The organism is Nostoc sp. FACHB-133 (assembly GCF_014698055.1).
Classification (GTDB): Bacteria; Cyanobacteriota; Cyanobacteriia; order Cyanobacteriales; family Nostocaceae; genus Nostoc.
Genome location: NZ_JACJSH010000058.1, coordinates 23,130 through 40,698, shown reverse-complemented (window position 1 = coordinate 40,698; position 17,569 = coordinate 23,130). Strand labels below are relative to the sequence as shown.

The 17,569-nt window shown below is 39.8% G+C and carries 10 protein-coding genes and 2 pseudogenes; 7 read left to right on the top strand and 5 right to left on the bottom strand.

Going from position 1 to position 17,569, the window contains the following annotated elements; genetic code table 11:
* Window positions 1–36: 36 nt before the first annotated feature.
* Window positions 37–993 carry a HEAT repeat domain-containing protein gene (locus H6G86_RS30535; protein ID WP_190937449.1) on the bottom strand — a complete coding sequence of 319 codons (957 nt, stop codon included), beginning with the start codon at window positions 991–993 and terminating at the stop codon, window positions 37–39.
* Window positions 994–1,245: 252 nt separating this feature from the next.
* Here H6G86_RS30535 and H6G86_RS30530 point away from each other — a divergent pair, with 252 nt between their 5' ends.
* The gene (locus tag H6G86_RS30530; protein ID WP_190937448.1) at window positions 1,246–3,252 is read left to right on the top strand and encodes a DEAD/DEAH box helicase; all 2,007 of its coding nucleotides are present in this window, start codon (window positions 1,246–1,248) and stop codon (window positions 3,250–3,252) included.
* A gap of 139 nt (window positions 3,253–3,391) precedes the next feature.
* Here the strand turns inward: H6G86_RS30530 and H6G86_RS30525 are convergent, their stop codons facing one another.
* Window positions 3,392–4,030, bottom strand: coding sequence for a TenA family protein (locus H6G86_RS30525; RefSeq protein ID WP_190937447.1), 639 nt, complete (start codon window positions 4,028–4,030; stop codon window positions 3,392–3,394).
* Window positions 4,031–4,111: 81 nt separating this feature from the next.
* Between H6G86_RS30525 and H6G86_RS38425 the strand changes: the two genes are divergently transcribed.
* The 4 genes and pseudogenes from H6G86_RS38425 to H6G86_RS30505 form a co-directional block, all read left to right on the top strand.
* A complete protein-coding gene (locus H6G86_RS38425) occupies window positions 4,112–4,306 on the top strand; it encodes a hypothetical protein (RefSeq protein WP_206758454.1) in 195 nt (64 codons plus the stop codon).
* A gap of 172 nt (window positions 4,307–4,478) precedes the next feature.
* The gene (locus tag H6G86_RS40225) at window positions 4,479–5,144 is read left to right on the top strand and encodes a hypothetical protein (protein ID WP_199338483.1); all 666 of its coding nucleotides are present in this window, start codon (window positions 4,479–4,481) and stop codon (window positions 5,142–5,144) included.
* 446 nt (window positions 5,145–5,590) lie between these two features.
* On the top strand, window positions 5,591–9,661 hold the full coding sequence (locus H6G86_RS30510; protein WP_190937445.1) for a PAS domain S-box protein: 4,071 nt from the start codon (window positions 5,591–5,593) through the stop codon (window positions 9,659–9,661).
* Window positions 9,662–9,895: 234 nt separating this feature from the next.
* Window positions 9,896–10,936 (top strand): annotated as a pseudogene (locus H6G86_RS30505) (IS4 family transposase); the annotation flags it as partial.
* Here the strand turns inward: H6G86_RS30505 and H6G86_RS30500 are convergent.
* Together H6G86_RS30500 and H6G86_RS30495 are read right to left on the bottom strand one after the other, a co-directional pair.
* Window positions 10,894–11,196 (bottom strand): hypothetical protein, encoded by a 303-nt coding sequence (locus tag H6G86_RS30500; RefSeq protein WP_190937444.1) that lies wholly within the window; start codon window positions 11,194–11,196, stop codon window positions 10,894–10,896. The pseudogene H6G86_RS30505 and the gene H6G86_RS30500 sit on opposite strands and share 43 nt — an antisense overlap.
* A 595-nt stretch (window positions 11,197–11,791) precedes the next feature.
* A complete protein-coding gene (locus tag H6G86_RS30495; protein WP_190937443.1) occupies window positions 11,792–12,019 on the bottom strand; it encodes a hypothetical protein in 228 nt (75 codons plus the stop codon).
* Window positions 12,020–12,046: 27 nt separating this feature from the next.
* Here H6G86_RS30495 and H6G86_RS39030 point away from each other — a divergent pair.
* Together H6G86_RS39030 and H6G86_RS30480 are read left to right on the top strand one after the other, a co-directional pair.
* Window positions 12,047–12,352 (top strand): annotated as a pseudogene (locus H6G86_RS39030) (GGDEF domain-containing protein).
* A gap of 272 nt (window positions 12,353–12,624) precedes the next feature.
* Window positions 12,625–13,932, top strand: coding sequence for a sensor histidine kinase (locus H6G86_RS30480; protein WP_190937441.1), 1,308 nt, complete (start codon window positions 12,625–12,627; stop codon window positions 13,930–13,932).
* Window positions 13,933–14,237: 305 nt separating this feature from the next.
* On the opposite strand, the gene H6G86_RS30475 is transcribed toward H6G86_RS30480, so the two are convergent.
* Window positions 14,238–17,384 carry a sensor domain-containing protein gene (locus tag H6G86_RS30475; RefSeq protein WP_242065045.1) on the bottom strand — a complete coding sequence of 1,049 codons (3,147 nt, stop codon included), beginning with the start codon at window positions 17,382–17,384 and terminating at the stop codon, window positions 14,238–14,240.
* Between the last annotated feature and the right edge of the window lie 185 nt (window positions 17,385–17,569).

Genomic DNA, 17,569 nt, shown 5'->3' with positions numbered 1-17,569 from the left:
GGCTACCAGCACATATTTAGTAAATAAAGTTACTTCTTACTTAGATTTTATTTTTGCGATCGCTTGTTTTTTACTGGATCTGACAAAACCGCATTGCTCCCGTTCACGGTCTTCTCGATAAATAACCAACGCTGCAATCGCATCTTTTGCATCAATATCTTTTCCTTGAGCCACTAGTGAAATCAGGTAATCTATTGCTTTATCTTGTCGCAACATCCCTATTGCTAGTAACAATGTGCGACGAAGTTCTACATTTCTTGTTTGCTGCCAGCAATTTCTGAGAAGATCAAATGCTTCCTCTAATCGTGATTCACCCAACGTCAATGCTGCTAACTCACAGATTTGCTCCTTTGGGTCAAAAAGAAAACTAGCAACTATTGCAACTGAATCAGTCGGAGCTAGTTGTAACAAAGCACTGAAGCATTCCGAAATCACCTGTGGTGCTTGATCGCCTATGCGGGTTTTTAAACGAAGTAAAGGTACACCTTGGGGATTTCCTGTGTAGGCGATCGCCTTTGCAGCAGCAACTCTTGCTTCTGGTTTGGGGTCAGCTAGTAGATCGGCTAATTCGTTCATTACATCTGAGTAGTTCATTCTCACCAGACCTAAAGCACATATACCCCGCAGATGGGCAGCAGTATCTTCAACTCCTCCCCATACTGGTTCCATCTGAATATGTCGAATCCCTTGCAGAAAAAGGTTTTCATCGCTGTATTCTAAGTGATACAGTGTTTGTGCTATCTCTTTCTTGGCAAGACAATTTTGGTCTACTTGTGCGGGTTTGACCATCATTCGAGCAAAAGCTTTTACAAGATCAGCAACTAACTCAGTAATAGTGGATTCGCCGACTATCTTGGCTGCTTGAGCAACAGCTATAGAATATTTACTCTTAAGACCTTGGCGTAAAATTATCATCCCTTCTTCACTTGTCGGATGCTCTCTAATTTTGGCAAGAATAGATAAAATTTCTTCTAGTTTTTGCGATTTTGGCATATATTATCCCATAACTAGGCGCTCTGTTTTAAACTTAAAGCATTTACCATGAAAGTAGGGAATTAGAATTTGTCAAAGTGCATTTCTCACTTTTTAACTGCAAAAGCTCTTTATGAAGTAACATCGCATCAACTCAACCCACAACATCTTTACTACTTTTAAAATTGGGATTGTCGGTATCTTAACTTTAAGGGCTTGTGGCATAATGAGCAATATTCCCACGGGAGAAAAATCATTGTTGAGGTAGATTGAATGCCTGTTACCTACGAACTTAGAGATTATCAACATCAGTGGATAAAAGATATTTGGAATTCTTGGGAGAATGGTAATAGGCGAGTGCTTGCACAACTCCCGACAGCCGCCGGGAAAACGGTGTGTTTTGCACATATTTCCCATAAATTATTTGACCAAGGAAAGCAAGTTTTAGTCATTGCCCATCGGATTGAGTTGATATCTCAAGCTGCCGAAAAGCTAGAGCAAATTATCGGTGAACCAGTTGGGATTATCAAAGCAGGTGTTCTGGCTAATCCCGAACGGAGAATCCAAGTTGCTAGCGTTCAAACGTTGAGCAGACGAGAGGTATTAGAGTTACCAATGAACATTGGACTTTTGATATTAGATGAGGCGCATCATGCAACTGCTTTATCTTATCGGCGATTAATTGAACATTATGAAAGCGCCCAAATATTAGGTGTAACTGCCACTCCCCAGAGGATTGACGGTCAAGGTTTTGTTGATTTATTTGATGATTTGGTTATTGGCATTGACACTGCTCAATTAATTCAGGCTGGGTATTTAAGTAACTTTCGATTATTTGCAACGAATCAAACTATTTCGACTCTTGGAGTTGCAAAATCTCGTGGGGATTTTAGAGCCAAAGAGCTAGCAGTTGCCGTCACTAGCCAGATTGGGGTTAGTGAAATCCTTGAGAATTACTTTAAATATGCACGAAATCTTCGTACAGTTATTTTCGCCTGTAGCTTAGAACATTCTCGTGCCCTGGCTGCGGAATTTTCTCGTAATTATATTAGTGCCGAACATTTGGATGGGAAGACTCCTCTACAAGAGAGATTAGAAATATTGCAGTGTTTTCGCAATGGCACTACCCAAGTAATTACTAATTACGAAATCTTAACTGAGGGCTTTGATTGCCCTAATATTGAGTGCGTTTACTGTGTCCGTCCGACTGAAAGCTCTACTCTTTGGCTGCAAATGCTGGGGCGGGTTCTAAGAACTTACACTTTAAAACCCACTGCGGTGATCATTGATATTACCGATAATTGGAAAAAACATGGACTTCCTGATGAAGCCCGCAAATGGAGTTTATTGCCTAAAACTATATCAGAAATACAAAACAAAGGCTTAATTCAATGTGACCATTGCACCCATATTTTTAAACCGCTAACTGATGAATTAGCTAAAATTGAAGCCGAAGTTGACGAGGATGGAGTGGTGATTCAACATCACCAAGCTATTTGTCCAAGCTGCGGTGAAACAATTGATTTTATTACTAAAGAAAATTCTGCAAAGCCAAGTTTTAGCAGAATTCGACTTAGGCAGGGTTTTAGCCTTGAGCTTGCTGAAATTGACCTTTCTGTTTCTACTTACAGATTAGACTTAGTTACTGATACCATCAGAAGGCAAGGTTTACGGGGTGCGAGTCCCACTAAAATTTATAGCGCCATTTTCATCGCTTTTATTGAAAATATTACTAAATTTACTCTTGGTGATTGGCGCGAAATCGTTAAAATGGTTGAGCCATCCCAATCAGCAATTACCAAAAAAGCATGGGAACTGTATAAAGAAGCTTTTGAGCGGCATAAGAACCGCATCCTGGCTATGTCTTTTGTTGAACAGAAAAAGCTAAAACAACAAGGCAGTAGCAATGTGGCGACTAATGTAACGACAATAGAAGCCCTTGGGCAGTTAGAGAATAGTATATTCTGGGAACCAAAACCACAGGAAAAGTCATCTAAGTTCAAAAAGAATTTAGGCGATAGCTATTTTAAAATGAAGTACAAATCACAATGGAAAGAATCCTTAACTTACTGTTCAATGCTAACAGGTGATTTTTTAAACATAAATGCTGGACTATTCCATGTGGAAACCAAAGATGTATATGTCAATATCTGTATTGAGGTTAGAGAACTTCCTGGGCTGAAATCAAAACTCACAGAGATTTGTGATCCCGCAGAGATTGAATATGCCTTTACTCAAGGGTTTGGGAAACTTGCCAAAATCATGTTCCGATTAAGTTGATTCCCAATGTTGGATCATAGAATGGCACGCTTGAAAAGCGCTAACCCTTGATATTACTGGTTTTTGGGTGTGGGGTTGCAGGTTCGGCTGTAAGAAATTAAGAAGAATTTGCCGGCGTTTCACACTCGTCCGGTGAAAACTATTTTGATTCACACTGTGCTGTGTGAAAAGCCATCTGCCAGAAATTATGTTCAAATTTTGCAACCATTAAAAAAGATTCTTCAGCTTGTTTTTGAATATCTTCCTGTGCCGTTTCTAAAACCTCATCAGCTTGCTGTGACAAAAGTTTTACATATTTTGTAAAATCAGTATTTCCCCATCTTTGTGCAAATTCATCGTAAGGTGCAGGCATCTTACCTGGTAGTTGCCAACCTTGATTATAGGCTAATTCAATAGCCCAAAATGCTGTTGCTTGCACAGGATAAGGCTTGTCTGCAAGACTATGCATATATTCACAATATTCTCTACAGGTTGGTTGTTTTTTAATATTAATATCCAGTTGTCGTTGGGTAGCTTTTTCTTTAAACCAATTCAGTTCGTCTTTAAGAGCTGCCAGTCCTCCAAGTATCACATCAAAATGTTCTGGAGGTGCGCTGGCTAATACTCGCCCTACCATCCGCGTAAATTCCACAACAAACAGATAATCTTGCATCAACCATGTATTGAATTGCTGGGGTTGAATTATACCTAATTGACACTGTTCTAGAAAGGGATGCACAGTTGCTTCTTGCCAATCTTGAGCGTGATTTTCTAAAAGAAGTTTGCAGGTAATAGTCATTTTGGCTCAATAGGTATTTCGGAGAGATGGAATAGAGAAGAGTAGACTGTTAAGATCCTAACGATTCTATCTCCTACTGAGGTGACATCTAGCACTATTCATACAGACTACTCGGAGGATTTCGGTTTCGATTTTGACGAACAAGTTTTTAGACCAGCAGCCTGCATCGTCGGTTGCTCTAAGGGAGATCCAAGAAATAAAATGCAGCCCCTACGGGGTTCAGCAGTCGCTCATGGGGGAAACCCCCAAGACCGCGCTGCTTCACTGTATCAATAATATTTTTGGCACGACCGAGATATCTAGGCGCTTTCGCTCTCAAGGCGAAAGCTAGGCTCATAGCATTTTATTACTGGTAAGGGCCTAACTATCAGCCCTTTCAAGGTCTTGTAATTTTCCCCAAATTATAGTTAGTTGAAAAAATAAAGTTGGTAAACGGGGAATAGCTAGAATGATTATAGGTCAAGTGTTTGAGCGTTTTGTAGAAGAAAGTCCGGTTTCGGTCATGGTTCGCGGACTTCTCGAAACAATTTTATGTCCTCAGAAACTTGACGAGTTATTTGAGAAAAATGCAAAAACCCAGTATACAAAGGAATTACTGTTCTCTACGGTAGTAGAGATGATGAATACAGTCACTTGTGGGATTAGACCTTCAATTCATGCTACATATCAAGCTAAAACATCACAAATGAATGTTTCAGTTACTTCTGTCTATAACAAGCTAAATGCAATGGAGGTTGATGTAAGCGCTGAATTAATAAGGGAGACAGGAACTTCAATGGAAGCAATTATTCGGCATTTAAACGGAAGCTTACCAGATTGGCTACCTGGTTATCGGCTTAAAATTTTAGATGGCAATGCAATAGGTGCAAGTGAACATCGTCTAAAACCTCTTCGTGACTGTAACAGTACGGCTATTACTTGGCTGACCAACAACGCCCAACCAGGGATATTCAAGCGTATCTGGGGCATACAAATATTCAACATACAGTCCGCTACACTGCCCAAAACCCCAAAAGGTTTGAGTCTTTTGATTGGGACTGGTGATAGCAATATGCCATTTGATTTTTCAATTTCGGATGGATTTACAGTCACAATGCCCTACCGTGGGTATTGACTTAATTCGCCGCATTCTACGCAAATGAGGTATGACGACAAACAATGAATAACCCGAAGGTCACGGTTTTTTATGTCTTTTGGTGTCTTTTTATGGAGATTTTTGAAAACAACGTCTTTTTCAAATTTCCAATTATTTAAAATAATCTTCGAGCAATTACTTACAACAAAAATTTATCTTTGTTCCGTGTCTGACTACTTAATCATTTAATCAATTCTTCTCTTGCCTTTAAATGAATTTTTCACAAGCCCTGCTTATTTTGCAGTAAAAATACTGAAGCAGCAAGCAAATTACCAAATTAAAAGTGATTACTTAAAAGCTAAAAGGATATTTTCAAAATCCCGAAAGATATAATTTTGATAATTTTAGCGCTTTTTTTAAATACTAATTTATCTATGCTAAATTGCAGAATGTGGGTTTAATTCTATTCGATCAATTAGTTCCTGATGTCTCAGCAACAGCGCACCATCTTAATTGTCGATGATTCCCCAGAAGATCGAGAACTCTATCGGCGGTATTTGCTGCGCGATCGCGAATGTTCCTACACTATTGTAGAAACATCTCTGGGACAACTTGGGCTAGAACTTTGGCGGCAACATCAACCCGATGTTGTGTTGCTTGATTATCGATTGCCCGATTTAGACGCACTGGAATTTCTGGCACAATTGCAACCCTTGAGTCAACAGTTGTGTGTACCTGTGATTGTCGTCACGGGACAGGGCAATGAAGCGATCGCAGTTCAGGTAATGAAAGCGGGCGCACAAGATTATCTTGTGAAAGGGCAAATTACCCCAGAACGGCTACAAATAGCAGTCAATGGGGTGATTGAAACAGTGCGGCTACGTAGCCAACTGCAACAGCAATTTGAGCAACAACGCTTAGTGATGGAAATAACTCAGCGCATCCGGCGATCGCTGAATTTAACAGATATCTTGCAAACAACTGTCGATGAAGTCAGGCAGCTTTTAGGATGCGATCGCGTCATCATTTTCCAATTTTTTCCTGACTGGAGTGGAACAGTAGTTGTAGAGTCTGTTGACGCAAATTGGACAGCTATCTTATCTACCAATATCTACGATCCTTGCTTTGGTGAAGAGTACGTAGAACCCTTTAAACAAGGGCTAGTTACTACCAAAACTGATATTTATAATGCTGGCATCGTCTCTTGTCATGTTGAACTCCTGGCAAATTTCCAAGTAAGAGCCAATCTGGTTGTTCCGATTTTGAATAGAAATGAATTATGGGGGTTACTGATTGCTCATCATTGCGCGGCTCCTCGTGAATGGCAATCAAGAGAAATTGATCTGCTGCGGCAGTTAGGAGAGCAGGTGAGCATTGCTATCCAGCAAGCAGCTTTATTTGAACAGGTACAGACTGAATTAAGGGAGCGTAAAGAAGCAGAGATGGCGTTGCAGGAGAGTGAAGAAAAACTGCGATTGTTCATCCAATATGCCCCTGCCAGTATTGTGATGTTTGATCGCGAGATGCGCTACATTGCGGCAAGCAAACAATGGGTCAAGCAATTTCGTGCCAATTCAATGGAACCGATCGTTGGGCGATCGCACTACGAGCTTTTTCCCGATCTTCCAGAGCATTTGAAGCAAAGCCATCAACGCGCTCTGGCGGGATTCATTGACAAATGCGATGAAGATTTGTTTGTTCACTCAGATGGGTTAGAGCAATGGTTCCGGTGGGAAGTTCACCCTTGGTATCGCAGTAATGGTGATATTGGTGGCATCATTCTGTTCTCTGAAGACATTACAGAACGCAAACAAGCAGAAATAGCGTTAAGGGAAAGTAAAATCCAGCTTCAGCGCCAATTGGCTGAAATCGAAGCCATTTACCAGTCAGCCCCCATTGGGTTAAACGTTTTAGACACCAACCTCCGCTTTGTTCGCATTAACCAGCGCTTGGCAGAAATGAATGGGTTTTCAGTGCAAGCGCATATTGGTTGCACAGTGCGTGAGTTGCTACCCGATCTAGCTGACGCAGCCGAACAACTGTTATGCTCCATCTTAGAAACAGGGGAACCTGTTCTCAATGTAGAAATCACTGGAGAAACCCCGGCTCAACCAGGTGTGCAACGAACTTGGTTAGAAAGCTTTTTGCCTTTAAAAGATGGCGATTGCATCATTGGCATCAGTACCGTCTGCGAGGAAATTACCGAACGCAAACAGGCGCAAATTGCCCTGGAACAACTGAATGCCGAACTTGAGCAACGGGTAGTCCAGCGCACTGCACAACTGAGGTCAGCCAATGATCGCCTTTTAGAAACGGTGAGACAACAGCAACAAACCCAAATCATCCTTTTAGAACAGGCGCAACTACTGGATTTAGCACACGACACCATCATTACCCACGACTTAAATGGAGCGATCGGCTTCTGGAATCAGGGAGCGGAGTATATGTATGGCTGGACGAAAGCCGAGGCTTTGGGACAAATCTCACATATTTTATTGAAAACCCAATTTCCTCAATCATTATCAGAAATTGAAGCAGAACTGTTAAAAAAGGGTTATTGGGAAGGAGAACTGATCCATTTCACTTGGGATGAGCGACCTGTTAATGTAGCTAGCCGTTGGGTTTTACAAAAAGACAATGCTGGTCAACCGATTAAAATTTTACAAATCAACAATGATATTACCGAGCGGAAACTTGCAGAAGCAGCTTTACAGGAGTATGTACATGAAGTTGAGGATCTCTACAACAATGCACCTTGTGGTTATCACTCGCTGGATGGAGAGGGTAATTTTATTCGGATTAACAATACAGAACTCAACTGGCTAGGATATACCCGTGATGAAATTCTTCACAAGAAATTTTCAGATATTGTCACCTCTGTCGGTAAACAGGTTTTTCAGGAGAACTTTCCTCAATTTAAACAACAAGGTTGGCTTAATAATCTAGAGTTTGAAATTGTCAGTAAAGATGGCACAACCCGATGGATAAGCTTGAATGCTACAGCAATTAAAGATAAAGCAGGCGACTTTGTCATGAGCCGCTCAACTTTGTTTGATATTAGCGAACGCAAGCGTATGGAAGAAGCGCTGCGAGAGAGTGAACAACGCTATCGTTCCGTAATTACAGTCATGGCAGAAGGTATTGTATTACAGAAATCCGATGGGCGAATTACCGCCTGTAATAACAGTGCCGAAAGAATCTTAGGGTTAACAGCCGATCAAATGATGGGGCGAACTTCCATCGATCCTCGGTGGCGAGCTATTCATGAAGATGGTACTTCTTTTCCAGGGTCAACTCACCCCGCCATTATCACTTTACGCACCGGACAACCCCAATTTAATGTAATTATGGGAGTCTACAAACCTGATAACACTTTGACTTGGATTTCAATTAATTCTCTACCACTGTTTGAATATGATGAATCAAAACCTTATGCGGTAGTCGCATCATTTACAGATATCACAGTTCGCAAACAAGCACAAATTGCCCTGCAACAGCAGACAGAACGGGAACGCATGGTCTATGCGATCGCTCAACACATCCGCGAGTCCTTGGACTTGGATGAAATCTTGAACACAACTGTTGCTGAAGTTAGACAATTTCTGCAAACTGAGCGCGTGATTATTTACCGTTTTAACCCAGATTGGAGTGGTACCGTTGTCACGGAGTCTGTGGCATTCGGGTGGAAGCCAACCCTGAATATGGAAATTAAAGACACCTACTTTGTCGAGACGCAGGGGCGACAGTCTTATCAACAGGGTCTGCTCAAAGTTACTCCAGACATCTACATCGCCGGATTAACTGCTTGTCATCTAGAATTATTGGAACAGTTGAAGATCAGAGCCAAGCTAATTGTACCAATTTTACAAGGCGATCACCTTTGGGGACTGTTAATTGCTCATCATTGCAGCGCCCCGCGTCAGTGGCAATCTTGGGAGAGCGAACTGCTTCAGCAATTGGCAACACAAGTGGCGATCGCTATTCAGCAATCACAACTTTATCAACACTTACAGCTTGCCAATCAGCAGTTAGAAAATCTAGCGCTGGTTGATAAATTAACTCAGATTGCCAATCGCCGATGTTTTGATAGTAAACTTGATTCTATTTGGCAATATTTTTTACGAGAACAAGGTTTTATTTCATTACTCCTATGTGACATTGATTATTTCAAACAATATAACGATACTTATGGTCATGCCGTCGGGGATACTTGTTTAACACTCATTGCCCAAGCTTTAAAACAAGCTGTCAAACGTTCTAGGGATTTAGTTGCTCGTTATGGGGGAGAAGAGTTCGTTGTCATTTTACCCAACACTGCTAGTGATGGGGCTGTTCAGGTTGCTCAAGAAATTCATCAAGCTATCCAACAGCTAAATATCCTCCATACTGCATCGGCTGTGAAGCAGCACGTTACTCTGAGTATCGGAATTGCTACAGTGATTCCTACCTATAATATGGTTCCTTTGGATTTGATTAAAGCAGCAGATCAAGCTCTTTATCAAGCCAAAGCACAGGGGCGTAATCGTTTTTGTATGTGGAACCCAATTGAGCCTTAATGAAATTAAATAAGCTCACTCAACAAAAGTCAGTGCCTCCAGTTGAGCCAGCAATTTTTCTATCTGCCTCCGCTTCTTGGCGTAAATAGAAGGTTCGTGCAACCAGAGGCAACCTTGTAAAATTCTGTAAAAACTTAACGGGTGACAAGACAGGTCAAGATGAGATGTAGCAAGAATTTGAGAAAATAAATTGGTAAAAAAATAGGGGGAAGTGAACCCCCACAAAAAAATAAAATGTTACCACAAGCATATCAAACAATCTTCCGGAAGCACTTGAGTGAACAGCAGTATCTGACACTAGAGATATTGTTATTATTGATACAAGCGCATCGACAAGTGAAACTCTCAACATTGGCAAGTTTATTTCCGCAAGCAATTACCTATGAAAGTCGGAAACGGAACCTACAAATATTTTTAATAATTGGTAATCTCTGCGTGAAATTATTGTGGTTTCTCCTGGTCAAATATTGGATTAGACAACAGAGAACAGGACATAGATTAAATCGAGAACAGCGACGTTATGTTCATAAACAAAAACATCAAAAATATGGTTGTTGGATGATTGCGCTCGACCGAACTCAGTGGAAGGGACGGAATATATTTATGGTGACATTGGTGTGGGGGACTCATGCCTTACTACTTTATTGGGAAACATTAAATCATGTAGGTAACAGTAATCTAAAAACACAAAAACGCCTCTTAAATCCGGCGCTTTCACTGTTGAATAAGTGTCGAGTTGTGGTTTTAGCAGATTGCGAATTTCATAGCCCAAAACTGCCTCAATGGCTTGAGAGTAAGAGAGTATACTTTGCCTGACGTCAGAAAAAAGACCTTCACTTCCAGGAATATGCAGGACTTGAATATCAAATTCTCAAAAACAAAGGATTTAGACCGGGAATCTCGAAGTTTTACATAGGAGTCAAATGTGGTAAAGGGGAAGAATTGGGTTTATTTAATATCGCTGTTCATTGGAAGAGAAAGTATCGAAACAAAGATCCGAAAGAACCTTGGTATATCTTGACTAACTTGCCAACACTTCAACAAACTTTATTCTTATATCGATGTCGTTGGGGAATTGAACAATTCTTTAAGGATTGTAAAACTGGCGGCTATAATTTAGAGGATACCAAAGTGAATGAGACTCGTTTTTTAGCCTTAGTTTTATTGATTGTCATTGCTTATAGTTTGGCTACTATCCACGGTCAATGGATGAAACAATTAGGTATCGAAACTTATGCTGGACCTTCATACACAAATAAATCTGTCCATCCACGCTGGTTACACCAGTTGGCATAAATTGCTAAAGCATCACTATCAATTAGCTTTTTTAGGCGTTCTAGACCGTACTTAATCTTAATTTGAGCGAGGAGTGGTACGCTGACTAATTCTTCACTATTACTTGCCCGAAGTTCCAGGGATTGCTGCCAGCGATTGCCTGCTTGAAAGCTAGCGTCTTGATAAGTCGTTTCTTTTTGTTCTCGGATGGTTTTTAGCCTGACCAACTCGGTGATAAAAACAGTGCGTTTCTTCAGCATACTTAATCAAGTCGTGTTTGCTGAGTGGATAGTTAAGATAAGTTAAATTTTTTTCTAATTGGATTAGATTTATTTCCATCATAATTATTTTGGGGATTTATCCGAAATAACATGCCAACTCACTTCAGGAAGCAGAAGAACAAGCCATCGCGTCAAATATTTCTCGCCACAACAAACGTGATCGCAGCTTCCAACACCAAGTTCTAATCGATGCTATTAAACAGCATGACTATTACTGTGATAGCTATCCTCTGCCGAAAGGATGAGGATATATAAAGTCAAATCGCCACTTACTTATAGTCGAGTAACAAAGAATAAATTGAGAATTTTCTAGATTCTACGAACGCTAATATTCGGCTGTTTTCTCCCGAAGAAGCTTACAAGCAGATTAAGTCACTCTGAAAACAGTTAAAGCACAGCAAAAAAGTATTGAGAATTGATAACGAGCCACCCGCATCCCCATGAATTACTCTAATTCCGAGCGGCATCAAGAAAAACTCATTTTGGAAACTGGCAATTCTCCATATAAATTCACAAGTTAGTTCTCAGATCACCGTAAGTGCTGGGTAGTCTACAATAATTCCTGAGCCTGTTTCTAGTTTTGAAGAAATAATTGCCGCGGCGGACAAAGCTTTGTATCAGGCAAAGGCCGCCGGAGGCGATCGCTTTTGTCAAGAAGATAGCCTAACCACCCCAAAACCTTAATTTGACGTAAGCGCCAGTCAGGGCTGATTCTCCTATTGCAGATACTTAGCTGAAAATAGGGCAGTTTACTGGATTTCAAACGCGTCAATTCATGAGCTAAATCAGTCCAAAATTCCATTACCCCTTTCAGGCGATTGCCTTTTAGATACTACTTGAATTTAAAAAAGCTCAAGATTTAGTAGCGCGTTATGGCGGGGAAGAATTTTCTCTAATTTTACCGAATACTGATCGGGCTGATGCAGTTCATGTTGGCAATAGCCTGCAAGCTCAAGTCAGAGATTTATAAATTATTCATGACAGGTCTGCCATCAATCAGTATGTCACCATGAGTCTGGGAGTGGCAAATATTATTTCTACTTGGAAGCCCTCAACTTCAGATTTGATTATAAAGGTAGATAAAGCGCTTTACCAAGCAAAATCAGCAGGTCGAAATTGCATTATCTCAAATTAGCATAGGCAATGCTAATAGATTTACTTGCAGGGATTAAGGTTAAAAAACAAGAGAAAGTACCATCTCTATGTAAGTTTTACAGAGCAGATTAATTTATATATAAAAGCCATTAGGAGTATTGCAAAAAACTAGCTCCATTATTTTGGAATACTTGGGACTAGCAATAATTAGAGTATTTACTGCTTTTTCTTTTACTACAAGAGACATTTTTATATTTAGAATATATAATTTATTGTTAATGTTTTTGGAAACTTATTAGATAAAATTAAAAGATGCTAGAACTATTACAAAAAGTTTTTACAGATAGCTTATTTATTCCACATGGACATTGTTACCTTTGGAAGACAGGGTTAGTATGGCTACATATTATATCAGATTCTTTAATTGCTCTTGCCTATTTCTCTATCCCCATCGCCCTTGTTTACTTTGTCCGCAAGCGTGAAGATTTGCCTTTTAAATCAATACTTTTATTATTTGGAGCTTTCATTATCTTTTGTGGTACAACCCATATAATGGAAATTTGGACGCTTTGGCATCCAACTTATTGGCTATCTGGTTTTATAAAAGCTTTGACTGCTTTGATATCGGTTTATACAGCTTTCACATTAGTGCCGATAATTCCCCAGGCGCTAGCTTTGCCAAGTCCAGCGCAACTAGAAGCAGCTAACAGTCAACTAAAACTTACTCTCAAAGACCTTGCAGATACACAAACTCAACTTATTCAAACTGAAAAAATGTCTTCTTTAGGGCGGTTAGTTGCAGGCATTGCCCATGAAATTAACAACCCTGTTAGTTTCATTTATGGTAATATCGCCATTGCCAATGAATATACTGAAAACTTGTTTAAATTAATCTCACTTTATCAAGAATGCTACCCACAAACCCTATCAGAAATTAAAATTTTAGCTGAGACAATAGAATTCGACTTTGTTAGAGAAGATTTACCAAAAATATTATCTTCAATAAAAATAGGAGCTGAACGCATCTGCAAGATTGTTCTATCATTACGGAACTTTTCGAGGCTAGATGAAGCCGAGATAAAAAGAGTTGATCTACACGAAGGTATTAATAGTACTCTCTTAATTTTAGGGAATCAATTAAAAGGTCAAGGAAAATATCCAGATATTGAAGTTATTAAAGAATATGGTGAACTCCCTCAAGTAGATTGCTATCCAGGACAGCTTAATCAGGTATTTATGAACCTTCTGACTAATGCCATTGATGCTTTGAGAGAGTCAATTGTCGGTTGCCCAGTACCAGAAAGCAATATTATAAAGACTGGAAATCAACAATCAACGAATCACAATCCCCAAATCCGCATTGCTACTGAAGTTTTAGATAGTAATCAAGTAATGATTCGAGTTATTGACAATGGTTGTGGGATGACAGAAAAAGTCAGGCAAAAAATCTTTGACCCTTTCTTTACAACTAAACCTGTTGGTTCAGGTACAGGTTTAGGAATGTCAATTTGTTATCAAATTGTAGACAAGCATGGTGGTCAGTTAAACTGTATTACACAACCACTTCAGGGAACAGAGTTTCAGATCCAGATTCCAATCAGGAGCAAGTCCTCCTTCTGAATACTAGCATTTATTTACTCTGAGTTAATCAAACAGAATACATGCGTCAGTCGCCAGAATGGGCTAAACCTTAGCTATCCGCTAACAGAATCGAATTCTGAATCGATTTAGCGGATAGCGCAGCGTTAGCGAGTCCGCGAGCGTCTGAATAAGTGGGTTTAAGACCCCCGCTAAATCGAACGCAAGAGCGTCTCTGGAAGAGAAGATTTAGCGGTGCAACAATTCAGTGGCAGATCAAAATCCTCCACTGATTGATTCTGACTCCAGAATTGGTGAATAGCTGAATTCTTCTTTAATGTATGCTTTTATGCGCTGAAAAAAGATTGCTCAGAAGCTAGTAAAATTCTTGCTTGTTCTTGAGCCAAGGGCTTTGAAAATAAGTAACCTTGTGCTTGTTGGCATTGTAGCAATTTAAGTTGTACTAATTGGTCAATTGTTTCTACCCCTTCAGCAACGACACTCATTCCTAAGTTATCAGCTAAAGTAACAATAGCCCGAACAATAGCGAATTGTTCAGTATCGCTATCAATGCGATTAATAAAGGAGCGGTCAATCTTGAGAACATCAATGGGAAAATGATGCAAATAAGCTAGAGATGAATAACCTGTCCCAAAATCATCAATACATAATTGCAAACCAAAAGCCTTAAGTTGCTTAAGGACGGAGGTAGCCTTTTCAGGAGAGGCGATAATTGCAGTTTCAGTGATTTCTAGCTTTAAGTTGCTAGGGTTAAGACTAGTATCTTCGAGAATTTGGCTGATTTGTTCAATTAGATCAGGTTGAGAAAACTGTTTACCAGAAAGGTTAACATTGATGGTCAAAGATTTGATGGCAGGAAATTGTAGTTGCCACTGCCGCAATTGCTGACAAGACTCAGTTAATACCCATTGACCAATTGGGATAATTAGTCCAGTTTCTTCTGCTATAGGAATAAACTCGCCTGGAGAAATAAGTCCACGTTCTGGATGTTGCCAGCGCACGAGCGCTTCAAATCCAGTAATTGTTCCAGTTTTCATACAAATAATTGGCTGGTAGTAAAGGCACAGCTCCTGTCGTTCAATTGCCCAGCGCAAGTCAGTTTCTAACTGCAACAGCGTTACTGCCCGATGATACATAGTAGTATCAAATACTATATACCCAACTTGACTCTGCTCTTTAGCGCGGTAAAGGGCAGTATCAGCATCTCGAAGTAAATCCGCAGGTTGAGCGTATTTGTTTGTACCTAAAGCAATACCAATGCTAGCAGTCATAAATACTTCGTATCCGCACAAGTTGAAGGGCGACTTTAATGCCTGATGTATATTTTCTGCGATGCATGTAGCATCTTCAATACTTTGAATATGGGAAAGTAAAATGGTAAACTCGTCTCCACCCAAGCGAGCAACAGTATCGTCAGGCTGGAGGCACTGTTGTAAACGTTGAGCAAGTGTCACCAATAGTTGGTCGCCAACTAAGTGTCCTAAACTATCGTTGACGACTTTGAAACGATCCAGGTCAAGGAATAGGACAGCAAATAAATTATCTGGATTACTTTTTATCTCTGTAATGGCTTGTTCTAGCTTGTCTATAAATAAAATCCGATTGGGCAGTCCAGTCAGAGCATCATAAAAAGCATTGTGAACTAACTTTTCTTCAAGAAGTTTGCGTTCAGTGATATCTGTTGCAATTCCATCAATACGAATCGGCTGACCACAAGCGTCATAAATTAAATGGCTTCGGTTCAACAGCCAGCGTACCTGTCCATCAGGTCTGACAATTCGGTATTCTAGTTCTTGCTTGTCAGTTAAGAACAATGGTTGAATGGCAGCATAAACTAGTTGCTGATCTTCTGGGTGAATGACTTCAAACCAAAGATTAGAGTTCTCAAAAAATTCTGATACAGAATAACCATAAACTTTCAGGGCAGAGGGGTTGAGATAAAGGGTTTCAAAAGTATCAGCAGAAATTGACCAAATCACATCTTCAAGAGAACATAAAATTCCATCCAAACGTTGTTTGCTTTCTTGCAGTGCAGCTTCTGCTCGTTTCCGGTCAGTGATGTTAGTAACCATCCCCAAGGCTCCAGCATAATTTCCCTGGTCGTCTAATAACGGGGCACAAGAAATAATTGCCCAGAGGTCTGAACCATCCTGACAGCGAAATTTGAAATCATGTGCTTCGTGAATCCCTTGATGACGACGCAAAAGGCAAGCATTGGCAATTTCCAGCCCTTCTGAATCCATAAAAGAAAACAGCGTTGCACCCATCATCTCTTCAATGGTGTAACCCAACATTGTTGCCATCTGTTGGTTGACAAAAGTAGTACGATTGTCTCTATCGAGTACCCAAATTCCTTCAGTTGCTGTTTGTACAATGCGGCGATACTGTTCTTCTTGCTTTCGTAATGCTTCAAGAGCTTCTAGATGGTGAGTAATATCAGTTTGGATACCAATAAAATTAGTCAAATAGCCAGAATTGTCAAATACTGGAGCTAAGTAGAGTTCATGCCAAAACGGTAGATTATCCTTACGGTAATTCCGTAAAATGACATGACATTCTCTTCGTTCTTGAATTGCATTACGCAATTCCTGAAGGGCTAATTGTTCTGGATCGTTTCCTTGCAAAAAACGGCAGTTTCGCCCAATTACTTCACTGGCACAGTAGCCTGTGATCGACTCAAATGCTGGATTAACATAAATGATCGGATTATCTGGTTGATTGGGATCTGTCAAAATAATCCCATTACTACTAGCAGCAATCGCACGTTCCATCAGATGCAAATCTACTTGTGGCTCTTCTAATCTGGAGACAGTTTCAACTGTTTGGATGCTCAGATTGTCGTCTGTAGTGCTTACAATGGAAGAGTTAACATCTACCAAGTTTGGTTGGCTGTGCGTGAAGTCAATGACATCTTTGAGCGGTTCTACAGTATTTGTTAATAATAAATTCTCCTGCTGGGTTTTTAAATGCTCAGTATTATTCGTAAATATGAATAGTGCCGCCAGTTTGTCTTCGTAATTAACAACCTTAGCTGAAATTTGTGCCTTAAAAGTATCACCGTTGGTTTTTTTGACTTCTACGGCATAACTATTGATGAGGTTGCCACTTTTAAGCTTGTTAACTAATTGAGTCCATAAAGCAGGCTGGGCATAAAACTCAGGGATAATCTTGTCGAATTTTTGGCTTGAATCAATTCCAAAAAAAGGCGCTAGTAATCCGTTTTGAAAAAGAATCTGTTCGTTTTGCAGACATACAATTCCAATCGGAAACGGGCTAAGTTCCGTTAGCGAATAAAGTATCTGCTCCCAGTCTATTTTTAGCGGGTTATCTGAAGCTTTCACCTCTGGCAACGAATCTTTACTCGTATAGCTACACCCCCTTATGTATTCTTCATTTAATAAAATCAGCTTTTTAGTAGGAGTATTTGGCGTATACTGATTTTCGTACACATTCAAGTCAATAAAGTTTTTCAAGTTTGATAAATTACCAAATAGATTCAACCCTATATTTGAGCTTTCTAAAAAGCCATAACACAGAAATTATATAACTCTATAAAATAGGAAAAAACAGATGATTTTATTTTTACTATTGAATATAAAAGTTGGGTACTTTTTATAAAAATCTAATAATTTATCAAAAGATAAATTATTAGCATTTA

Excerpts from the sequence above, each read along its gene's own strand:
- H6G86_RS30530 (WP_190937448.1), top strand. The coding sequence starts at position 1,246 with ATGCCTGTTACCTACGAACTTAGAGATTATCAACATCAGTGGATAAAA.
- H6G86_RS30525 (WP_190937447.1), bottom strand. The coding sequence starts at position 4,030 with ATGACTATTACCTGCAAACTTCTTTTAGAAAATCACGCTCAAGATTGG.
- H6G86_RS30510 (WP_190937445.1), top strand. The coding sequence starts at position 5,591 with ATGTCTCAGCAACAGCGCACCATCTTAATTGTCGATGATTCCCCAGAA.
- H6G86_RS30495 (WP_190937443.1), bottom strand. The coding sequence starts at position 12,019 with ATGGAATTTTGGACTGATTTAGCTCATGAATTGACGCGTTTGAAATCC.
- H6G86_RS40225 (WP_199338483.1), top strand. The coding sequence starts at position 4,479 with ATGATTATAGGTCAAGTGTTTGAGCGTTTTGTAGAAGAAAGTCCGGTT.
- H6G86_RS30480 (WP_190937441.1), top strand. The coding sequence starts at position 12,625 with ATGCTAGAACTATTACAAAAAGTTTTTACAGATAGCTTATTTATTCCA.
- H6G86_RS30500 (WP_190937444.1), bottom strand. The coding sequence starts at position 11,196 with ATGCTGAAGAAACGCACTGTTTTTATCACCGAGTTGGTCAGGCTAAAA.
- H6G86_RS30535 (WP_190937449.1), bottom strand. The coding sequence starts at position 993 with ATGCCAAAATCGCAAAAACTAGAAGAAATTTTATCTATTCTTGCCAAA.